This window comes from Halochromatium glycolicum, assembly GCF_016584085.1.
GTDB lineage: Bacteria > Pseudomonadota > Gammaproteobacteria > Chromatiales > Chromatiaceae > Lamprobacter > Lamprobacter glycolicus.
Genome location: NZ_NRSJ01000004.1, coordinates 88051 through 108503, shown reverse-complemented (window position 1 = coordinate 108503; position 20453 = coordinate 88051). Strand labels below are relative to the sequence as shown.

18 protein-coding genes and 1 pseudogene are annotated in these 20453 nt (G+C 65.5%); 7 read left to right on the top strand and 12 right to left on the bottom strand.

Features of this window, described 5'->3' with window-relative positions; all coding sequences use genetic code 11:
* Nucleotides 1–20: 20 nt before the first annotated feature.
* From CKO40_RS03655 to CKO40_RS03630, 7 genes and pseudogenes are all read left to right on the top strand, one after another.
* Nucleotides 21–425, top strand: a complete 405-nt coding sequence (locus tag CKO40_RS03655; RefSeq protein ID WP_200344836.1) for a nucleotidyltransferase substrate binding protein — start codon at nucleotides 21–23, stop codon at nucleotides 423–425.
* Nucleotides 422–766 carry a nucleotidyltransferase family protein gene (locus tag CKO40_RS03650; protein ID WP_200344834.1) on the top strand — a complete coding sequence of 115 codons (345 nt, stop codon included), beginning with the start codon at nucleotides 422–424 and terminating at the stop codon, nucleotides 764–766. Before CKO40_RS03655 ends, CKO40_RS03650 begins: the two co-directional genes overlap by 4 nt.
* A 5-nt stretch (nucleotides 767–771) precedes the next feature.
* Nucleotides 772–3696: an excinuclease ABC subunit UvrA gene (uvrA, locus tag CKO40_RS03645; protein WP_200344832.1), complete on the top strand. Its 2925-nt coding sequence runs from the start codon at nucleotides 772–774 to the stop codon at nucleotides 3694–3696.
* Nucleotides 3697–3848: 152 nt separating this feature from the next.
* Nucleotides 3849–4343, top strand: a pseudogene (locus CKO40_RS25255) (AAA family ATPase); the annotation flags it as partial.
* A 702-nt stretch (nucleotides 4344–5045) separates the two neighbouring features.
* Nucleotides 5046–5525, top strand: a complete 480-nt coding sequence (locus tag CKO40_RS24125; protein ID WP_242476788.1) for a hypothetical protein — start codon at nucleotides 5046–5048, stop codon at nucleotides 5523–5525.
* A gap of 52 nt (nucleotides 5526–5577) precedes the next feature.
* Complete coding sequence (locus CKO40_RS03635) at nucleotides 5578–6267, top strand: rhodanese-like domain-containing protein (protein WP_207173366.1); 690 nt, start codon at nucleotides 5578–5580, stop codon at nucleotides 6265–6267.
* Between the two features lie 8 nt (nucleotides 6268–6275).
* The gene (locus tag CKO40_RS03630) at nucleotides 6276–7109 is read left to right on the top strand and encodes a LysM peptidoglycan-binding domain-containing protein (protein WP_200344826.1); all 834 of its coding nucleotides are present in this window, start codon (nucleotides 6276–6278) and stop codon (nucleotides 7107–7109) included.
* A 162-nt stretch (nucleotides 7110–7271) separates the two neighbouring features.
* Here CKO40_RS03630 and CKO40_RS03625 read toward each other — a convergent pair whose 3' ends face one another.
* From CKO40_RS03625 to CKO40_RS03575, 12 genes are all read right to left on the bottom strand, one after another.
* Nucleotides 7272–7937: a DUF2490 domain-containing protein gene (locus CKO40_RS03625; RefSeq protein ID WP_200344824.1), complete on the bottom strand. Its 666-nt coding sequence runs from the start codon at nucleotides 7935–7937 to the stop codon at nucleotides 7272–7274.
* Nucleotides 7938–8164: 227 nt separating this feature from the next.
* The gene (locus tag CKO40_RS03620; protein ID WP_200344822.1) at nucleotides 8165–8926 is read right to left on the bottom strand and encodes a hypothetical protein; all 762 of its coding nucleotides are present in this window, start codon (nucleotides 8924–8926) and stop codon (nucleotides 8165–8167) included.
* Nucleotides 8927–8948: 22 nt separating this feature from the next.
* On the bottom strand, nucleotides 8949–10277 hold the full coding sequence (locus CKO40_RS25085; protein WP_338074110.1) for a UvrD-helicase domain-containing protein: 1329 nt from the start codon (nucleotides 10275–10277) through the stop codon (nucleotides 8949–8951).
* Nucleotides 10213–11370 (bottom strand): helicase-related protein, encoded by a 1158-nt coding sequence (locus tag CKO40_RS24115; protein WP_242476787.1) that lies wholly within the window; start codon nucleotides 11368–11370, stop codon nucleotides 10213–10215. The genes CKO40_RS25085 and CKO40_RS24115 overlap by 65 nt, the downstream gene beginning before the upstream one ends.
* 277 nt (nucleotides 11371–11647) lie before the next feature.
* A complete protein-coding gene (locus tag CKO40_RS03610; protein WP_200344820.1) occupies nucleotides 11648–12439 on the bottom strand; it encodes a sulfite exporter TauE/SafE family protein in 792 nt (263 codons plus the stop codon).
* 289 nt (nucleotides 12440–12728) lie between these two features.
* Complete coding sequence (locus tag CKO40_RS03605; RefSeq protein ID WP_200344819.1) at nucleotides 12729–14216, bottom strand: sigma-54-dependent transcriptional regulator; 1488 nt, start codon at nucleotides 14214–14216, stop codon at nucleotides 12729–12731.
* 16 nt (nucleotides 14217–14232) lie between these two features.
* Nucleotides 14233–14733 carry a [NiFe]-hydrogenase assembly chaperone HybE gene (gene hybE, locus CKO40_RS03600; RefSeq protein WP_200344817.1) on the bottom strand — a complete coding sequence of 167 codons (501 nt, stop codon included), beginning with the start codon at nucleotides 14731–14733 and terminating at the stop codon, nucleotides 14233–14235.
* 100 nt (nucleotides 14734–14833) lie between these two features.
* Complete coding sequence (locus tag CKO40_RS03595) at nucleotides 14834–15778, bottom strand: hydrogenase expression/formation protein (RefSeq protein ID WP_200344808.1); 945 nt, start codon at nucleotides 15776–15778, stop codon at nucleotides 14834–14836.
* Nucleotides 15771–16616: a HyaD/HybD family hydrogenase maturation endopeptidase gene (locus CKO40_RS03590; RefSeq protein ID WP_200344806.1), complete on the bottom strand. Its 846-nt coding sequence runs from the start codon at nucleotides 16614–16616 to the stop codon at nucleotides 15771–15773. The genes CKO40_RS03595 and CKO40_RS03590 overlap by 8 nt, the downstream gene beginning before the upstream one ends.
* A complete protein-coding gene (cybH, locus tag CKO40_RS03585) occupies nucleotides 16613–17341 on the bottom strand; it encodes a Ni/Fe-hydrogenase, b-type cytochrome subunit (RefSeq protein ID WP_200344804.1) in 729 nt (242 codons plus the stop codon). The genes CKO40_RS03590 and cybH overlap by 4 nt, the downstream gene beginning before the upstream one ends.
* Before the next feature lie 10 nt (nucleotides 17342–17351).
* Entirely contained in the window at nucleotides 17352–19169 is a 1818-nt protein-coding gene (locus CKO40_RS03580) for a nickel-dependent hydrogenase large subunit (RefSeq protein WP_200344802.1), read from the bottom strand.
* Complete coding sequence (locus CKO40_RS03575) at nucleotides 19166–20272, bottom strand: hydrogenase small subunit (protein WP_200344800.1); 1107 nt, start codon at nucleotides 20270–20272, stop codon at nucleotides 19166–19168. The genes CKO40_RS03580 and CKO40_RS03575 overlap by 4 nt, the downstream gene beginning before the upstream one ends.
* Nucleotides 20273–20453 lie beyond the last annotated feature (181 nt).

Below are 20453 nucleotides of genomic sequence, written 5' to 3'. Positions count from 1 at the left end.
GGTCTTGGCACGATGACAGCATGATCATCGACATCACACCGCTGGAGAAGGCCGTCGCACGCCTGCGCGAAGGGCTGATCCGCTATCAGCAGGACACGGCGGACACCCAGATCCGCGATGGTCTGATCCAGCGTTTCGAGTTCACCTACGAGCTCAGCCACAAGCTGTTGCGGCGCTGGCTCGCGGCGACCGCTGCCTCCCCCGACGCGATCCATGCGCTGACCTTCCAGGACCTGATCCGTGTAGGCAACGAGCAAGGACTGCTGCGCGGTGACTGGACCGCATGGCGGAGCTATCGCGAGATGCGCGCCCGAACCAGCCATACCTATGACGAGGACACCGCGCTGCAAGTGGTCGCTGGCATTCCTGCATTCCTTAACGAAGCGGAGTACCTCTACGGCAAGCTGGCAGAACGGCTGAGATGAGCGACAGCGAACCGGCACCGCCGATCGACATCACCGCCGAGCAATGGCGAATCGTCCACGCGATCCTGCGCCGAACCCTGCCCGACCGGTCGGTCTGGGCCTTCGGCTCGCGGGTTCGAGGAACAGCGCGTCCCTACTCCGACCTCGATCTCGCCATCCTCGGCGATGAACCCGTCCCGATCGCCGCGATGGCAGAAGCCAAGGAGGCGTTCTCGGAATCGGACCTGCCCTGGCGGGTCGATCTGGTCGACTGGGCGAGCCTGAGCCCACGCTTTCGTCAAATCATCGCGCGCGAGCATTCGCCATTGCTCAACGCGCAAGATGCGCTGGCAGACACCTGATCCCGATGGACAGCATCCGCATCCGCGGCGCGCGCACCCACAACCTCAAGGACATCGATGTCGACCTGCCGCGCGACCGGCTGGTCGTGATCACCGGGCTCTCGGGCTCGGGCAAGTCCTCGCTCGCGTTCGACACCCTCTACGCCGAGGGCCAGCGTCGCTACGTCGAGTCGCTGTCGGCCTACGCGCGCCAGTTCCTGTCGATGATGGACAAGCCCGATGTCGACCTCATCGAGGGGCTGTCGCCGGCGATCTCGATCGAACAGAAAACGACCTCACACAATCCGCGCTCGACCGTCGGCACCATCACCGAGATCCACGACTACCTGCGCCTGCTGTTCGCCCGCGTCGGCACCCCGCACTGTCCGGCCCACAGCGAGCCGCTCGAGGCCCAGACCGTCAGCCAGATGGTCGATCAGATCCTGGCGCTGCCGCACGGCGAGCGGCTGATGCTGCTGGCACCGGTGGTCAGCGACCGCAAGGGCGATCATCAGCAGTTGTTCGGCGAGCTCAACGCCCAGGGCTTCGTGCGCGCGCGCGTCGACGGCGTCCTGTGCGAGCTGGACGCCCCGCCGACCCTGGACCCGAAGCGCAAGCACCGCATCGAGGTCGTGGTCGACCGCTTCCGGGTGCGCGACGACCTGCAATTGCGCCTGGCCGAATCGATCGAGACCGCACTCGCGCTCTCCAAAGGGGTCCTGATCGTCGCCCCGATGGACAGGGCTGGAGACAGGGATGGGGACGCCCAGGCCGATGCTGGGCTGGCCGCTGGGGGGACGCACACCGGACCCGACGCTGGCTCGCAATCAGGGGAGCGCGACCGAGCGCGCCTGCCGCTGACCTTCTCGGCCAACTACGCGTGCCCGGTCTGCGGCTGGAGCCTCAGCGAGCTCGAGCCACGGCTGTTCTCGTTCAACAACCCGGCCGGCGCCTGCCCGACCTGCGACGGGCTCGGCGTCGAGCAGTTCTTCGACCCGGCCAAGGTGGTGCTGCACCCGGAGCTCAGCCTGGCCGACGGTGCGATCCGCGGTTGGGACCGGCGCAACGGCTACTACTTCCAGATGATCCGCAGCCTGGCCGAGCACTTCGGCTTCGACGTCGAGATGCCCTGGCAGGACCTGCCCGACGCCGCCCGCCAGCGAGTACTCGAAGGCAGCGGCGACGAGAAGCTCAAACTGAAGCTCCCGCACGAGCGCGGCAGCGGCAAGCAGCGCGTGTTCGAGGGCGTGCTGCCGAACATGGCCCGTCGCTACCGCGAGACCGACTCGGCGACGGTGCGCGAGGAGTTGGCGAAGGCGATCTCGACCCGCCCCTGCCCAACCTGCAGCGGCAGCCGGCTGAACGAGGCCGCGCGCAACGTGCTGGTCGCCGGGCGCAGCCTGCCGTCGCTCTCGGCGCTGCCAGTCGGCGAGAGTCTGCGCTGGTTCGAGGCGCTGCAACTGCCAGGCGCGCGCGGCGAGATCGGCGCGAAGGTGCTCAAGGAGATCGCCCAGCGGCTGCGCTTCCTGGTCGACGTCGGGCTCGACTATCTGACCCTCGAGCGCAGCGCCGAGAGCCTCTCCGGCGGCGAGGCCCAGCGCATCCGGCTCGCGAGCCAGATCGGCGCCGGTCTGGTCGGCGTGATGTACATCCTCGACGAGCCCTCGATCGGGCTGCATCAGCGCGACAACGCCCGGCTGCTGGGCACCTTGACCCGGCTGCGCGACCTCGGCAACAGCGTGATCGTGGTCGAGCACGACGAGGAGGCGATCCGCGCCGCGGACCTAGTGCTGGACCTCGGCCCCGGCGCCGGCGCCCACGGCGGCGCCATCGTCGCCCAGGGCAGCGCCGAGGCGATCGCCGCCGAGCCGGCGTCACTGACCGGGCAGTACCTCAGCGGCGCGCTGCGCATCGCGATCCCGGAGGAACGCCGCCCAGGCCGTGACGGCCAGGCCCTGATCCTGCGCGGCGCGCGCGGCAACAACCTGCGCGGAATCGACGCCGCGATCCCGGTCGGCACCTTCTGCGTGGTCACCGGGGTCTCCGGCTCGGGCAAGTCGACCCTGATCAACGACACCCTCTACCCGCTCGCGGCGCGCTTTCTGAACAACGGCTCGCTGCGCCCGGCCGCGCATGACGCGATCGAAGGACTGGACCTGTTCGATAAGGTCGTCGACATCGACCAGAGCCCGATCGGCCGCACCCCGCGCTCGAACCCGGCCACCTATACCGGGCTGTTCAACCTGATCCGCGACCTGTTCGCGAACGTCCCGGAGGCGCGCGCGCGCGGCTACGGCCCGGGCCGCTTCAGCTTCAACGTCAAGGGCGGGCGCTGCGAGGCCTGCAAGGGCGACGGCGTGATCCGGGTCGAGATGCACTTCCTGCCCGACGTCTATGTCCAGTGCGACGTCTGCCAGGGCCGGCGCTACAACCGCGAGACCCTCGAGGTCCGATACAAGGGCAAGACCATCGACCAGGTGCTCGACCTGACCGTCGAGGCCGCGCTGGACTTCTTCGGTCCGGTGCAGGTGATCCGGCGCAAGCTCAAGACTCTGGAGGACGTCGGCCTCGGCTACCTGCGCCTGGGCCAGGCTGCGACCACCCTCTCCGGCGGCGAGGCGCAGCGGGTCAAGCTCAGCCGCGAGCTCTCCAAGCGCGGCACCGGGCGCACCCTCTACATCCTCGACGAGCCCACCACCGGCCTGCACTTCCACGACGTCAAGCATCTGCTCGACGTGCTGCACTGGCTGCGCGACGCCGGCAACACCGTGGTGGTGATCGAGCACAACCCGGACGTGATCAAGACCGCCGACTGGATCATCGACCTCGGCCCCGAGGGCGGCGACCAGGGCGGGCGGATCGTCGCCACCGGCACCCCGGAGCAGATCGCGGCCTGCGCCGCCTCGTACACCGGGCAGTTCCTGAAGCCGTTGCTGGCGCGCGGATATTAGCCACGGAGCAATCGACTACTGTCGCACCACCAAACCCGTGCGGCGCTTCCGACAAGCGAGGTCCGCCGATCACTCGTCCGGCGTGCTGTACAGCGAGGAAAGCGGTAGAGTATCTCTCGCAAGTTGAGAATCGGGGTAGGTATTAGCTGATTATGGTCTGGGCTAGGTTCGGCTGCTGCGAAGACCCTTTTCGGGGGGCGTTTGATGAGCGCTTTGTCTACCCAGCCTCGAACCAGGAGGTGCTGTTCGCGCAGTTACTGGCCAATGTCCCTGAATCGGGCAGTGTCTCATTGCTCACGGCGCCTCCGGGCACGGGCAAGACCATGCTGTTGTATCGGCTAGCGGACCAGTTGCGCCGATCGCTGCTACGAGTCGCAGTATTTCCGACACCCTTGACATCAATCGCATCGCTAGCGAGCACCTGCGGGGGTGTCGAAAGAAACGGTGATGATGAAGGAAGTCAGGACCCGACACTGAGCTGCCAACAGCTCCTGCTGAGTTCGGCGTCAGAGCCTCGCTGGATCCTCCTTTTTGACGAAGCCCAGGCTTTAACAGACGAAGTATTGGGCTTCCTTTTTGACCTCACGCAACTCTCAGGTGTTTCCGGAAGGGCGCCGTCTATACTGTTGTCGGGGCAAGCCCTGCTGAAGGATCGACTCAAAGAGTGGTCGGTGGCACGAGGCGTCGATGCATTTTGGACGCACTACCGTCTAGCGCCCTTCCAAGCATCGGAGGTCGCCGCTCTGATACGTCATAGGATGCGGGCGGCCGGCTGTAGGCGCCTTGATGTCTGCTGTCCGGACGCGGTCGAGGCGCTCACTCAATATTCGGAAGCGAATCCTGGCCGGGTTCTGGCACTCCTCAACCTAGCGCTCTTCCTAGCGGAAGAAGCAGGTGAGGCCAAGATCTCGCCGGAGGCCGTGAAGCGGGCAGCCTCGGCCATGCTGCTTGCTGGAGAACCGCCAGTAGAAACCGGATCGAGTCCAATACCCGTTCCAAGCAAGGAGTCGACTTGCGACCACGAGTCATCCCCTGTCTGGAGTCAACGACTGAACGAGACAGCGACTTCCACGGCGGAACGACCCTCCAATGACTCCGAGCTCAAACCGGGCGACAACCGACGCTTGCGAACCGAGAACGAGGCTCGAGAGACTAGGCGCAAGACACCCGGGCTTCAGCGCTATCGGTTACGCGCGATATCGCTCCTAGGGCTTGGCATCGCGGTTGGCCTCGGATGGCTAGTCGTTGACCAGCGAAAGCCACCCCGGCCAGAGGTCGGGACTGATCTAGGCCCAGCAGTCACGCCCGAGGGTATCACGCGCAGCAGTCCGAACAGCCGGTTAGTAGAGGTGGATGACGATTCGGTAGCAATGCAGATGGCGACAGGGGAAGCGGATCGCTCGCCGTCGGCTACGGTGGTCGGAGCGCGCCCGCTCGAGATCGCTGACGTAGCTGCGCTAACTGTTAGCAATATCGAGGCTGGTAATGAAGCGGGAGTTTCAGGTGACGAACCGGACGACACCAGCCAGCCGCTCAGCGAACCTGATACCGATGAACAGATACTGGTTTCTACCGAGGTGCGCTTGTTGCTGTCCATGGCCGAAGCCCATCTGGAAGCCGACCGGTTAGTAGCGCCTCGGTTCAACAACGCACTCTATGCCTATCGCAAGGTCCTGCGAATCGACCCGGGCAACCAAGAGGTGCAATCAGGGTTGCGGGCCATCCGCGCCAAACTGAGACGCTTCGCCAAAGAGGAACGGGCGCGCGGGAATGAACTGGGCGCGCAGAGACAGTTAAACAAGTTAAGCTTGCTCGAGGGGCTAGAATAATTGCAAAGTAATGAGCTGCACCCCCAATTACCAGCAATAAAACCTCATTTTAATGCGCCGTACTGCGCTATTAGATATGGAGAAGAGAATGAAAAAAAGGCACCGAGCTATTTTTGACCTCTTGCCGATCATAGTGGTATCGCTCGCGTGTGCCGAGCAGCTGTTCGCCCGAGAGGTTAATTTGGCACCCAATCTACCTTATGTGGATATTACCTATGAAGGCAAGCAAATTCGGATCGAGCGAATTCAAGACACCGAGCATCACCTGAATAATAGCTTCACGAAGACATCGCGTCCTTGTCCACCGTTCTGCATTCATCCAATGCAAGCTGCCGTCGGCGTCGAGACCGTCGGCGAGTTGGAACTCATGGATTTCCTGATCGGCAAGGTCCGCACCGGTGAGGGTCTACTCATCGATTCGAGACTACCGGAGTGGTTTCAGAAGGGCACCATTCCCGGGTCCGTCAATATTCCGTGGACGCTGCTCACAGACGGCCCAGACAACCCGCATACCGCTAGAATACTGATGGCCTTGGGTGCAGTAGAGGACATGGGGCAATGGGACTTCCGGCCAGCTCTTCATTTGATGCTGTTCTGCAATGGCCCATGGTGTGATCAGTCCCCACGTGCTATTCAGAATCTCCTTGCGCTCGGGTACCCGCCCGAGAAGCTCCACTACTACCGCGGAGGGATGCAGCTATGGCAGCTGTTGGGGCTCACGACTGTTGTACCGACGAACTGACTGCCGAAATGGATACCAATCCGCTTCGCCACCAGCATATTTTTGCTCTCTCTTTCATCGCCTTGTGGGCGATCCCATGCGCGCCAGTCTGGTCCGAGGCTACGGATTCCTCTCTACCAGTATCATCAGCGTCGCGCGAGCTGAACGAACCGGCCGGCCTTGGTATCGAAGGTCAATCGTTCGAGCCGGAGACAAGCGACCACCCACCGCCGAGGCACCGTCCCAATATCGATATGGACCGTATTGCGTCCGAGCGACAAGACTATAAAGAACTCGTTCGAGAAGAGGCCGAGGCAAGCACGCCACAGCTCTCCGACAATGTGAATCGCACGGCGTCGATGCCAGGACAGCAGTCCATGCCAAGGCCTGCAGTCAATGGAGCCGACCGCATCGATTCAATCAAATCGGCGGTCCGTGACGCGCTGTCCACGCTTCCGTCTGATCGCATCAAGGGCACCGACACAGAGGCTCTGCAGCCATCTGTCGCCTTGTCCCCCGACTCGAGGCGCAAGCGTCTGCGGGAGCTTGTCGAGGCGACACCGAGGCCAGATGAGCCAGCTGAAGATGACTATCTCCGTGAGCTACATAAAGAAGTCTCGATGACCTTGGTAACGCAGGAGGCAGAGTCATCCAATCAAGTGTCTGGCGCTCAGATCATGGAGGAGGCGGAAACCGGAAACAATACCTACCTGGTCCAGCCAGGAGACTCTCTTTGGAAGATCGCAGAGCGGATCTTTGGCGATGGTTATCGATGGGAAGCGATCTACCACGCCAATCGCGATGAGCTGAAAGACGCCGACATGCTGAAAGTCGGGCAGCGATTGATTCTTCCCCAACGTTAATGCTGAGGCACTGGTGGCCAACCTTGCTGCATTCGGGTGGGGTCAGCAGGCTGCAGAGGACTGCTGCGGCCGAGTTCACTGGCGCATCTAGCGCCTGGAGCACCGCCGTGACGCGCCCCCCACCGACAGGGTTGCCGGTGAGTAAGGTTGCATCCTGAAAGGTCAGAAGAACAGGTTGATGCCGGTGACGAGCACGTTGCGGTTGTTCCAATCGTCGCCGACGCGAAAGCGATTCCAGCGGTAGCCGAGCTTGAGCTTGACGCCCTCTACCGGACGCCACGCCAGCCCACCGCCGAGCCAGTTGGCCTCGATCCGGCCAGCGCGGGTGCTGAAGAAGACCTCCTCTTCGAGGTACGGCTTGAGTCTCAACGGTGTCAGCGACCAGGGCGCCTCGATGGCGAGCTCGTTACGTAGCCGGACGTCGTCGTCGCGCCAGTCGAACCGCCGGAATTCGACTCTGGCCCGATTGCTCACGCGAAAGCCGTTGATGCGCTCGGCGAAGTAGCCCTCCAGATAGCCACGGTTCTCCGGCTGCCATTCATCGGTAAAGCGAAACCAGGCACGGCGATAGCCAGCCCGCAGGCTGAAACTGGGCGTGAGCTGGTAACCGACGCCGAGGCCCGTGTAGCCCAGGAAGTTGTCCCCAAAGTTGTTCCGCGAGGCCAGATTCGAGCGCGAGATCAGGAACCAGTCCTCGTTTAACGACTTCTTCAGCAACAGGTTGTAGCTGCCACCCGCATCCTGGGCCGCCATCAGCGTCGGCACGTGAAACAACAGTAGCAGCCAGCCCGCCCAGCATGCCCATCGTCTTCTCAGCAACCAGTTCATCAGACAGGAACCATCTCGGTGGAAAAAGGTAGCAGCGACCATGGTCGCACGTGCCCGCGCCCCTCGCTCACCGCCCAGGACGAGTGCGTAGAGGCCACCACAGCGTATTCAAGCCGGGGCATTGGTCCCGTTTCCAAAGGCAGCGAGACGCGTCCTAAGCGGTGCAGAATCGCAGTCGAGCCGCTGAGCACCACTGGAAGGGCTCGCGGTGCCGACCTCAGCCTTTTTCAGCCCAAACCAGCCGGGGACTCGTTGCTGTTGCAAGGGCGGGACCCGTTGCCATCAGCAGGCTGTTGCCAGCAACACCACCGGATCTCGACGAATGGGACCTCCCAGCTCTCGCAACGCAGGCTGGTGGCGTATTGGGGCTCGGTTTGGCTGCGATCCCGGCCGATGAGCGCGATGACGCGGATGGCTTCAATGGTGTCCGCGTATGGGAGCCAGCGGGCAGCGGCGCGCTTGGACAGTCGGGCGACAGCATAGCCTTCCCTTGTGGTCAGGAGGAACTGACCGAGCGCTGTCGAGTCGCGTGCGGGGTCGCCCGTTCCGGTGCGGCTAGTTCTGTGGCATTTGGCGCCATCGGCGTCGTGGCAGCCAGGCGGCTGCCGGGGCATCGACTGCTCCGCTGCCCGGATCGAGTACTCACTTGCCCGGGATGAGGAAGCCGTGGTTGCCTCTCGCCGCCATCCAAGCTCGTCACCGGCTTGGAGTGCTGCAAGCCGGCGATGGATCGGCGCGCCCGGCGGCTGCCGCCCGGCATAGCCGAGATCCAGGTCCGCTAGAGTGAGCTGGGTGTAGCGGCGCGCTATGACTGCGGCTGGCGGCGGCTCCAGGATCGGCGCCTCGCGCAGCAGCCAGTCACCGTTGGCCCGTGGCGCTGAGCCGGCGCTCTCTTGCGTCAAGCTGGCCGCCGCATCGAGCAGCGGCAGGAGCGGATGGCCACCGCCGTTGATTTCGAACAGCGTCAGGGTCTCTCGGGCGCGCGTCATCCCGACATAGAAGACCCTACCCTCATCCTCGAACTTGCTGCCCGTGGCAGGGGGCTGTTCGCCGCCTCTGCCAGTGCGTTGCTCGCCGTGCTTGCCCCAACCACCCTCGGCAATCAGCTGGCAAGGGCTTTCGCTTTTCCGAACGCTCTCCCCCGCGGGCTCCTCCGCCTCTCCCTCCAATCGGCGCTGCTTGCGGCGCCGCGGTCAGTCCAGACCGCCGTTCGCCCGCCTCGGCATAGCTATGCCCGGTGAGGCGCATCGCGAAGCCGTGATAGGTCTGGACGGTTACGTGCCGCGCGTCGTTGTCGACCAGCGCCGCCAGCCGCCGGCGCAGCTCCAGTGCCGCCGCGCGGTTAAAGCAGAGCACCAGGATCTGATGTGCCGGCACCCGCAGCACCCGCAGCAGATAGGCACAGCGGTGCACGACGACCCGCGTCTTGCCGGCCCCGGGACCCGCCAGCACCAGCCGGTTGCCATCCATCGGCGCCGCGACGATCTCGGTCTGCGCCGGATTGCGCAGCGCATCGACGATGCGCGCGAACGACTCGGCGGTGGTGGCGCGGGTCAGCATCTCGCGCCTGTCGCCAAAGAAGCGGCGCACGAACGCCTCCTTGCCCAACGAGAAGTAGCCGGCGACCAGCCCGAGCGCCTGGCGGATCTGCTCGGCGCCGAGCCAGGCATAACGGTCCATCACATGGATCTGGAACACCCGCTCGCCATAGTGCTGCGCCAACGGCTGGTATTGGGCCTTCGAGTAGCGCCGACGCTTGGCCTCTGGCAGCACGCGCAGGGTCATCGCGGAGAGGAACACCGCGAGCCCGCCGTGCAGGATGATCGCGCCCTGCTCGTGCAGGAACATTAGCCCGCGGTCGACCGCCGCGAGCGGGTCGCGGATCTCGCCGGCGAGCACCAGATCGTTCGCGATCGCGCGGGTCAGCTCGTCGGTGCCGAAACGCAGCAGCAGATCGGCGCCGGCCGGCGCATCCGGCGGCAGCTTCGCGAGCAGCGTGCGCAGGATCAGCTCGGCGACGGCGCGCCGGCGCTCGCTGGTCCGGGTCAGCGTCGGCCAGTCGCGATGCAGTCGCACGCGATAATGGTCGCGGTCGAGCTGGCGCAGGTCCAGGCTGCCACGGGCGCCGGCCAGCCCCCGGCCGTCCAGTGCTAGCCCCTTGAGCAGCGCCCGCAGCGTCTCGGGGTTGCTATCCGCCTCGCCGGCGTCCAGCAGATGCTGATTGAGCCGGCGCAGGAAATCGCGAGCCAGCGCGCCCGCTGCGTCGCGGATAGGTTCAGCCCGCGATCCTGCGCTCCGCCGACGCCAGATCGGCGACCGCCGGCCGGCCCTGAAAGACACCGGTGCGGTTCTCGTCGCGCTGCACCAGCCCGGCGCGCTCCAGCCAGGAGATGGCGATGCGCACCCGGGTATCCGCATCGCGGGCCTCCGGGTCGAAGCCGAGCCGAAGCTCCTCGTCGCGCAGCAGTTCCCCGGAGGTGACGACGACGGCGCCGTCGCGGTTCGGCTTGGCCCGCTTGAGCCCACGCAGGATCTCGGCGATGTCGCGCTGGGTGAGCTGGGAGACGGCCTCCATGCCGAACTGGGCCTCGATGTCCTGCGGGTCGTAGAGCAGCACGCAGTGCGCGGGCGCACGATCGCGCCCGGCGCGGCCGGCCTCCTGGATGTAGTGCTCGAGCGAGGTCGGGACATCGGCATGGATCACCAGCCGCACGTCCTCCTTGTCGACGCCCATGCCGAAGGCGTTGGTCGCGCAGATCACCGTCAGCTCGCCGGCGACGAAGGCGTCCTGAATGCGTTTCTTCTCCGGTGCGTCGATGCCGGCGTGGAAGGCCTCGGCGGCCCAACCCTCGCGCTGCAGCCGCTCGGCGAGCTCCTCGGTGCGCTTGCGCCGGGCGGCATAGACGATGGCGGCGCCGTCGGCCTCCACGCGCGCGCCATCGATGCCGCCAGATCCCCCCAGATGCTCGCTGAGGATGGCGTGGATGCGGGCGTCCTTCTCATGCTTGCCGGCGAGCTGGACCTCGAAGGCCAGGTTGTCGCGCTCCACCCCGCCCTCGAACAGTGCCAGCTCCAGGCCCAGCTCGTCGCGGAAGTGGGTCAGGATCTCAGCGGTGACGTCGCGCTTGGCCGTCGCCGTGAAGCAGATCACGGGCGGGACCGGCAACCGCTGGCGCTCGGCCAGCGTGCGGATGAAGCGACTGGCGTAGAGATAGTCCGGCCGGAAGTCGTGGCCCCACTTCGACAGGCAATGGGCCTCGTCGAACACCCAGCAACCGATCTCCCGGCTCGCCAGCACCTCCGCCACCGAGCGGTTGCGCAGCCGCTCCGGCGAGAGGTAAAGGATCGCGATCTCGCCCAGGCGCACCCGCTCCATCACATCGCCGCGCTCCGGTGGGGTCAGCAGGCCGTAGCTCGTCGAGGGCGCGGCCAAGTTCGAAACGGCCCTCACGCCGGAACACCCGCCCCTCTCTCGATCCGCTACGGAGTGCGCCGATCTTGTGCACCCTGCCGTCGGCACCAGTCTCCAAATCTAGCAGGACGGAGCGATCAAGCAGGTGGTCGATGGGTCTTTGGGTCTGCCTAGACCTTTCGTCGTCCGCCATGTCAACGCCATTCGTCCTGGCTGCCGGACAGGTCGAGTCGGCAGCCATTGAATCGAGCGGCGAGTCGAGCCCGTAGGTCAACGGTATCAGCGATGGCGCTTGGTGCTACAACCAACCACGCACCGTCGGCCAGAGCAGCAGCACGCCTGTTACCGCCGCGGTTCCAAGGAACATGAATCGGAGGAAACGGTTGCCGCGCTTGATGCCGAAGCTCGCCCCTAGGTAGCTGCCCAGCAGGGCACCGGCTATCAGGCCGGGCGCCAAAGGCCAGATCACATGGCCCATGAAGACATGCGCGACGGCGCCAACGCCGTTCCAAAAGATGCCGTTGGCGGCGAGCGTCATCGAGGTGGCGTGGAGCTGGTCGTAGCGCAGCAGCCAGAGGTAGATGAAGGTGGTAAAGACGCCGCTGCCGGCGCTGATCCAACCGGAATAGAACGCGGCCGGGATCAGCAGCGCCGAGCCGATGAGGAGCAGCCGCGGCGACAACCTAGCCGGATCGAACACATTCGGCGCCGCCTTGCGCGCCAGCGTGATGCCGACCATTGCGATGATCACCCCGCCGACCAGCGGCTCCATGACCTCGCCGGGGACCGCCGCCGCGAAACGCGTGCCAAGCACGACGAACGGCAGACCGACCAGCGCCGTCCACCAGAACACCCGCCAGTCGATGAGGCGCTCGCGCACGTAGCGCAGGGTCGAGCCGATACCGATGAAGCCGACCGCCAGCTTGTGGCTCGCCAGCGCATTGATGAACGGCAGACCGGTGAACAGCAAGACCGGCAACAGGATCAGACCGGCGCCGCCGCCCGACAAGCTCGAGAAGAAACAGGCCGCGAAGCTCGCTGCGAACGTCAGCAAGACCAGCCCGATACCGATGTCCTGGAATGGGTCCATCTGAATCGCTTCGATCCTGTTCACCCCGGTGGCCACGTCGAGAGGGCGTCCCGACCGCTCGACGCGTTCAACGGCGAATGGCCTTCTGAGCGCATGATCGCGACCGGGGCTGACGTGGGAGTCGCCGCTTTCGGCCAAGGCTGCGGCCGGCTGGAGGCAGATAGTACACGACCTGGGGATTTCGTTGGCGAGCCCAGGGATGGGCGTCGGCAACGCGGATCGTCAATCAGGGAGACGAGTGGGTGCTGCGCGGGTTCGGCTACCGGACCGAGCTCGGGACGGTGGACGTTTAGCCCGCGGTTTGCTTGAGCCGATAGCGCTCGAGCTTCTTGTTGAGCCCGACCCGCGAAAGATCGAGCATCTGCGCGGCGCGGCTCTTGTTCCAGCCGCATTGCTCGAGCGTTTCGCACAGGATCTGCCGCTCGAGCTGCTCGACACGGTCCTTCAGGCTGAGAGCGGCGGCAGTGACCGTCACTTCATCCTGCGCAGCGCAGGAAGAGGCGTTCGGTGGAACCATGCCCGCCTCGCCCGCGCTCGCGCCTCTGATCCGCGGACTCAGCTCGTCGACACCGAGGCGCGGCCGGCCGTTGCCGAGCACCAGCAGGCGCTGGATCTCGTTGGCGAGCTCGCGGACGTTGCCCGGCCAAGGATAGTGCTCGAGCTGGGCCAACGCGGCCTCGGTCAGCTCGGGCTGCGCGATGCCGAAGGCGGCGGCGGTGTTCTCGATGAGACGCTCGCACAGCGGCGCGATGTCCATAGGCCGCTCGCGCAACGGCGGCAACTGCAGTGTCACGCCGGCCAAGCGGTAATAGAGGTCCGGGCGGAAGCAACCGTCCGCCATCGCCTGGTCGAGGTCGCGGTTGGTTGCGGCGACCACGCGCACATCGATACGGCGGCTTTGGTTGGTGCCGAGCGGCCGGATCTCGCCCTCCTGCAGGACGCGCAGCAGCTTGACCTGGAACGCGGGCGAGACGTCACCGATCTCGTCGAGGAAGATGGTGCCGCCGTCGGCCTGCTCGAACAGCCCGACACGATCTGCGACCGCACCGGTGAAGGCGCCGCGCCGGTGCCCGAAGAGCTCGCTCTCCAGCAGTTGATCCGGCAGTGCCCCGCAGTTCTCGGCGACGAACGGCCGTTCGGCGCGCAGGCTGTTGTAGTGCAGTGCCCGCGCGAACAGTTCCTTGCCGGTTCCAGATTCGCCGGTCAGAAGCACCGGGATATCGTAGGGCGCGACCCGCGCCAGTTGATCGCAGACCGCGTGCAACGGGCTGTTGGGCCCACGCACCACGGCGTCGAGCCGAAAATTGCGCCGAACCTGTTTGCGCTGCTGGCTCAGCCGGCGCTCCAGGCTCGCGGCGGACATCCGGTTCTCGAGCGCGAGGCGCTCGTTCTCGCGCTGCAGCTGATAGAGCCGGCAGGCGTTGTCGAGGGTCAGCAGCAGGTTCTCCGGATGCCAGGGTTTGGTGATGTATTGGTAGATGCCCGCCCGGTTGATGCCATCGATGATGTCCTCGGCATCGGTGTAGCCGGAGATGATGATGCGCACCACATCGGGCCAGCGCTCGCGCACGATCGCCAGCAACTCGACGCCGGTGGTACCGGGCATGCGCTGATCGGACACGACGACCTGCACCCACTCCTCGGTCAGGATGCGTTCCGCCTGCTCGGCATCGAGCGCGCTGCGTACATCGAAGCGCTCGTCGAGGATGCGCGTCATGGTCTCGAGCGAGAGCGGCTCGTCATCGACGAGCAGCACGGTCGGGCGCGAATCGGCCATCAGGATGCGCCCGGGCTCAGCCCCGGAGCTTGCCGCGCAGGAGGTCACGACGGCTGATGCCGGGCCGGTTCTCGCTAGCGGGCCGGGCGCCGGCCGGTTGCGGCTCGAACAACCCGGCGATGACCGTCTCGGCCACCGCGACGGCGCTCGGCTGATCGGCGAAGCCCTGCATCGGAGAGAACAGCGAGCAGGCGGCGAAGGACCCGATATCGGGCTCGTAGCTCGCGATCAGCTCGAAGGTTCCAGCGGGTAGCCTGATGCAGAGCGTGCTGCCAACCGCTCCAGGCCGCCGGGCGGAACCGGAACCGGGCAGCAGCACCAGGTTCATGCACCAGGGCGTGATCAGGACGCCGACCCAGTCGTCTTGCCAGCGCCGCCCGCCGATCACCGCGACCCGCAGCGCAGGGTTCAGGATCGGCAACCCGAGCATCCGCTGCTGATGGATCTGTTCGAAGACAGCGGCGAGCTGGCACTCGGGAGACGCCATCGCGCCAGGATCTGCAGAAGGGATTGCCATGGGGCGGATCATAGAACCAGCGCGCGTCCGCAGCACCCCCCCCCTTTGCACAACACGGCGCAACACGGCGCAACTCGGCGCAACACGGCGCGACACGGCACTAACCGTCGATGCGTGCTTCGGATTCCTCGCACGATGACCGCCCGATCCCCCCATCGCGATCCATGCTCCCCGGCGCGAGCGCCTGCAGGATCTCGGCCAGGCGCTCGGCGCTGTCGACGACATCCTCCTGGGCCGCGAGCGCCGCCACCGGCACATCGGTCACCTCGAGCGTATTCATGATCGGCCGGTCATCGCTGTTGAAGTACCGCACCCACCAGAGATCGCGGATCGCCGTGGCGGTGATACGGCAATTGCCGTAGCCGCGCGAGAGGATCGCGGTCGGTCCGCGCCCAAGCCGCCGTTCGAGATGCGCGAGATCGGCCGCGGTCAGCGGCAGGAGATCGAGATTGATCGTCCTGGGCTCGTTGACACTGCCGTTCTGGCGCGCTGCCAAGGCCGCATTCAGCTCCGCGATCACGCCTGGGGCGTTCATCAGCCCGGGCTCGGCAGGGTCCTCGGCATCGATCGCGCTGGCAGCGTCGCCAAAGGTGGCGAAGTGCACGAAGCCGGGCACCGCACACACCTCGAGCACGTCGCGCCCACTTCCTTCGTCTTGGCCGGGCTCTCGCACCCGCCAGACCCCGGCGAGACGGGTCTCCTGCGCCGTCCGCGCGCCTGATCGGATACTGACCTCGCCTTCGCCCAGCGTGTCGGCCACTAGGCGATAGTCATTGCGCGGCAGGCGACTCAGATCCAGAACCTGCGGCAGCGCGCCGACGCGGTAGCTCGGCAGCAGCCGCTGCAGCGCGACGAGCAGGCGCAGCCCCTCGGCGCAGTCGGCGATCTCGTCGCGGTCCGGCAACGGCGGCGGCTGGTAGGTCTGCATCGCGCCCGGCATCGCCAGGTATTCCAGTGCAACGCCGTCATCGCCCATCGGCTGGGTTCCTGGCCCGACAACGCCGACGGGTCGCGGCTGCGGATCATCGTTGAACGGATCATTCATTGCTGAATCCTATTTCCTGGTCTGTTTCATCTTCCTGGTCTGTTTCATCGCCGCGCCCAGATCGGCCTCGTGCGCGTTCCACACTGCACGCACCCATCCGCGCTAGCACCCGCGCGTCGCCGCGTCGGCACGCCGCTTCGGGCGACGGCCGACCTTGCTCATACGCCGCGAGATCGAGCGCCGGATGCGGACGGTCCGGCCGTGCTGAGCCCAGTACTGGCCCCATTGTTGGCCCCGGCGAGGATAGGTGCGACGACGCACCGCTTGCGCTCGGCACCGCAACGAAGGGGTCGTCCTCGATCGGTTCGATCCCGAGCCCGGCCAGGTACGTCAACGCCAGCGCGATCGCCGGATCGACAGCCGCCCTGACCGCCGGGCGCAGGCTGCCGCCAAAGTCCTCCAGCTCGACCGGCTGCACGCCGATCAGCAACTGCCGGTCGGGAGCGTCGCCAAACAGATCGGCGAGCGCCAGGACCTCCTGGAAACCGGTTTGATGCAGGCTCATCTTCTTGGCGCCGAGAAACCTCGGGACCTCGTCGCCCTCGACCCGTTTCAGCGTTCCGGGCGGCAACCCGTAATCGACCGCATCGAAGACCACCAGCACATCGGCTGCGCGCACCTGATCGATGAGATAGAGGCCCTGCGTGCCACCATCGAGCAAGGTCACGTTCGCGCCGAACCGATAGCGCGCCGCCATCACCTCGATGCAGCGCACGCCAAAGCCTTCGTCCGCCCAGAGCAGATTGCCGATGCCGAGCAGCAGTATCCGCGGCCCCTGAGCCAGACCTCCCCCGGAATCACTCGTCACTCGCCACTGCCCACTCGTCGCTTCTGTCATGGCCGGTCGTCCTTGAACATCCGCCAACCGCTGATCATGGTGCTGATCAGGCTTTGGCGCGACATCACGTCCTCGCGGATCGCGGTATAGACGTGCAGCATAACGAACACGACGATCACCCACATCCCCCAGTGATGCCAAAGCCGCACATCCTGGCTCTGGCCCACGAGCGGGATCACCCACCCGAACAGCTCGTCCTGCCAGCTGCCCAGGCCCGTCTGCTCGGAATAGAGGGCGAAGCCGGTGACGATCATCACCAGCCCACCGACCGTGATGATCACGACCATGAACAGGTGAGCCAACGGGTTGTGGCCGTAATACTTGTGCGGCTCGGGCTCTTTGAATGCATACCAGCGGACCTCGTGCCACAGCTCGGTCCAGAAGCTGCGCCGCCAGAACGGCAAGGTGAACAGCTGCCGCGAGTAGCTGTTTCCGACGAAGGCCCAATAGATGCGAAACAGGAAACCCACCGCAAACACATAGCCTGCCGCGAAATGGAAGAAGCGCAGGTAGCCCATCACGAAATGGTCACTGGCCTCGCCCGCCAGCGACGGGAGCGGGTTGGCGATGAACCAGCCGGTGATCGCCAGCACCGTAATCGCCAGCGCATTTACCCAGTGCCAGATGCGCAGCGGCGTCTGGTAGACATAGACGGCGGTGCGCCGCGCCTTTGGAACGCTCGCGCGACGCTTCTCGCGCAGCAGGTCTTCGCTCGTAATGCTCATCAGCGGCCCCCTATCGCACCTTGACCCGAGTCATCTCCTCGCCGTCCGGCGCCATCACGTGGGTGGCGCAGGCCAAGCAGGGATCGAAGCTGTGCAGGGTGCGGAGGATCTCGAGCGGCTCGTCCGGCTTGGCCAATGGCGTGTTCAGCAGCGCTGCTTCGAAGGCACCGATGTTACCTTGCGGGTCGCGCGGCGAGCCGTTCCAGGTGGTCGGCACCACCGCCTGGTAGTTGGCGATCTTGCCCTTCTCGATCACGACCCAATGCCCGAGCGCGCCGCGCGGCGCCTCGGTGGTGCCGACCCCCTTGGCCCGCTTCGGCCAGCGGCGGGGCTCCCAGTCGTCGGTGTTGGCCGTGGCGGTGTCGCCGGCCTTGATGTTCGCCATCAGCTTGTCCTGGAAATAGCGCATCTTGTGCGCGGCCCAGGAGGCCTCGAGCCCCCGCGCGGCGGTGCGCCCGAGCGTCGAGAACAGCGCGTTCAAAGGCAGCCCCAGGTCGGTGAGCACCTTGTCGACCGGCTCCTTGAACTCCGGGTTGCCCTGCGCATAGCCGATGACGTAGCGCGCCAGCGGCCCGACCTCCATCGCGTGACCGCGCCAGCGCGGTGCCTTGATCCAGGAATACTTGGCACCTTCATCGACGGCGTCGATCTTGGTCGCGCTGCCCTGGGCATTCGGGCCGAGCGCATAGTGAGGCACGGTGACGCCGTCCCAGGGGTGCAGCCCCTTGGACTCGTCGTCATAACGGAACCAGGAATGGTCGACGAACTCCTGGATCTGATCCGGGTCGCGCAGGTCGACTTCATGGATCTTGGAGAGATCGCCGTTGACGATGGCCCCGCGCGGCAGCAGGAGGTTCTCGGGGGAGTCGTCGTTGGCGTGATCGGGGATGTCGCCGTACGACAGCACCGCCTGGCCGCTGAGCCCGCCGCCGTAGGTCCAATCCTTGTAGAAGGAGGCGATCGCGAGCAGGTCCGGAATATAGACCTGATCGATGAACGCGATGGTCCGGTCGATGATCGACGAGACCAGATTCAGCCGCTCCATGTTGACCGCCCCGACCGCTCCGACGTCGTCGACGTTGATGGCGCAGGGCATGCCGCCGACCAGCCAGTTCGGGTGGGGGTTCTTGCCGCCGTAGATGGTGTGGATCTTGACGATCTCCTTCTGGAAATCCAGCGCCTCCAAGTAGTGCGCGACCGCCATCAGATCCGCTTCGGGCGGCAGCTTGTACGCCGGGTTGCCCCAGTAGCCGTTCATGAAGGGGCCGAGCTGACCGGACTCGACGAAGCGCTTGATGCGGCTTTGCACATCGCGAAAGTAGCCCGGCGACGACATCGGCCAGTTGCTGATCGATTGGGCGAGCGCTGCGGTCGCTTTCGGATCGGCCTTGAGCGCGGCGACCACGTCCACCCAGTCCAGCGCGTGCAGGTGGTAGAAGTGCACCAGATGGTCTTGGGCCTGCAGCGTCAGCTGCATGATGTTGCGGATCGAATTCGCGTTCTCGGGGATCGGGATGCCGAGCGCGTCCTCGACCGCACGCACCGACGTGAGCGCGTGGGTGCCGGTGCACACGCCGCAGATGCGCTCGGTGAAGGCCCAGGCGTCGCGCGGATCGCGTCCGTGCAGGATCACCTCGAGGCCGCGCCACATGGTGCCGGTCGAGACCGCATTGCGGATCACGTTGTTCTCGTCCAGGTTGACCTCGCAGCGCATATGGCCCTCGATGCGGGTCACCGGATCGACGACGACGCGCTGGCCGCTGTTGTTCAGGCTGAAGCCGTTCGGCGAGCGCGTCTGGTGCGGGGTCGGATTCGCGGTCACGGTCATCGGTCGTCACCTGCGGGGCTGGCATCGGAGGGTTGGTTGTCTTGCTGCTTGGCGCGGTGAATCGCCGAGTAGGCGGCATGCGCGCCGATGGCGGCGCCAACGACACCGACGGCTCCAAGACCGACCTTGTCGGCATTGGCCTCGACGCCGAAGGCGTGGGTGTCGGTAACGTGCTGATAGAAGCTGCCCTTGTCCCAGAAGCCGTCCTCAGAGCAGCCGATGCAGCCGTGGCCGGACTGGATCGGGAACGAGACCCCGTCGTTCCAGCGCACGGTCGAGCAGGCGTTGTAGGTGGTCGGTCCCTTGCAGCCCATCTTGTAGAGGCAGTAGCCTTTGCGCGCGGCCTCGTCGTCCCATTCCTCGACGAACTGCCCGGCGTCGAAGTGCGGCCGGCGGTAGCACTTGTCATGGATGCGTTGGCCGTAGAACATCACCGGGCGGCCCTGGCGGTCGAGCTTCGGGACGCGCTCGAAGGTGAGCATGTAGGTGAGCACGCCGGTCATGACCTCGGCGATCGGTGGGCAGCCAGGGACCTTGATGATCGGCTTGTCGCGAATGACCTGATCGACCGGGGTTGCTTGCGTCGGGTTCGGGCGTGCGGCCTGTACGCAGCCCCAGGACGCGCAGCTCCCCCAGGCGATGATCGCCTTGCAGTCCTTCGCCACCTCCTGTAGCTGCTCGACGAACGGCCGCCCGCCGATGATGCAGCTCATGCCGTCCTGGTTGAGCGGCGGGTTGCCCTCGACCGCGAGGATGTAGTTGCCCTTGTACTTGTGCGTGATCTCCTCGAGGATGGCCTCCGCCTGATGTCCGGCCGAGGCCATGATCAGGTCGTCATAGTCGAGCGAGATCATCGACAGCACCACGTCGGAGACCAGCGGGTGGGCTGAGCGGATGAAGGATTCGGAGCAGCAGGTGCACTCCAGCCCATGCAGCCAAAGCACCGGCGTGCGCGGCTTGGTCTCCATCGCATGGGCGATCTTGCCGGCGAAGCTCGGCCCGAGGCCGAGCGCGGTCGCGGTCAGACTGCAGAACTTGATGAAGCTGCGCCGGGTGATCCCCTGGCGGCGCATCACCTCGTAGAAGGTTTCGGTGGTTGGCATCGGCGCTCGGCCCCTCCTGTTCCTGTCGATTGCGTCTCGAACGCCCGCGCCGCCAACACGCGATGGCCCCGGAACGTTCACTGACAATTGTCAATGCAGGAGTTAGGCCAGCTTACTGATCGTCTTATGAAACAGGCTGTTACCGGTCAGGCATTGCGATGCATCAATCACGCAGCCGATA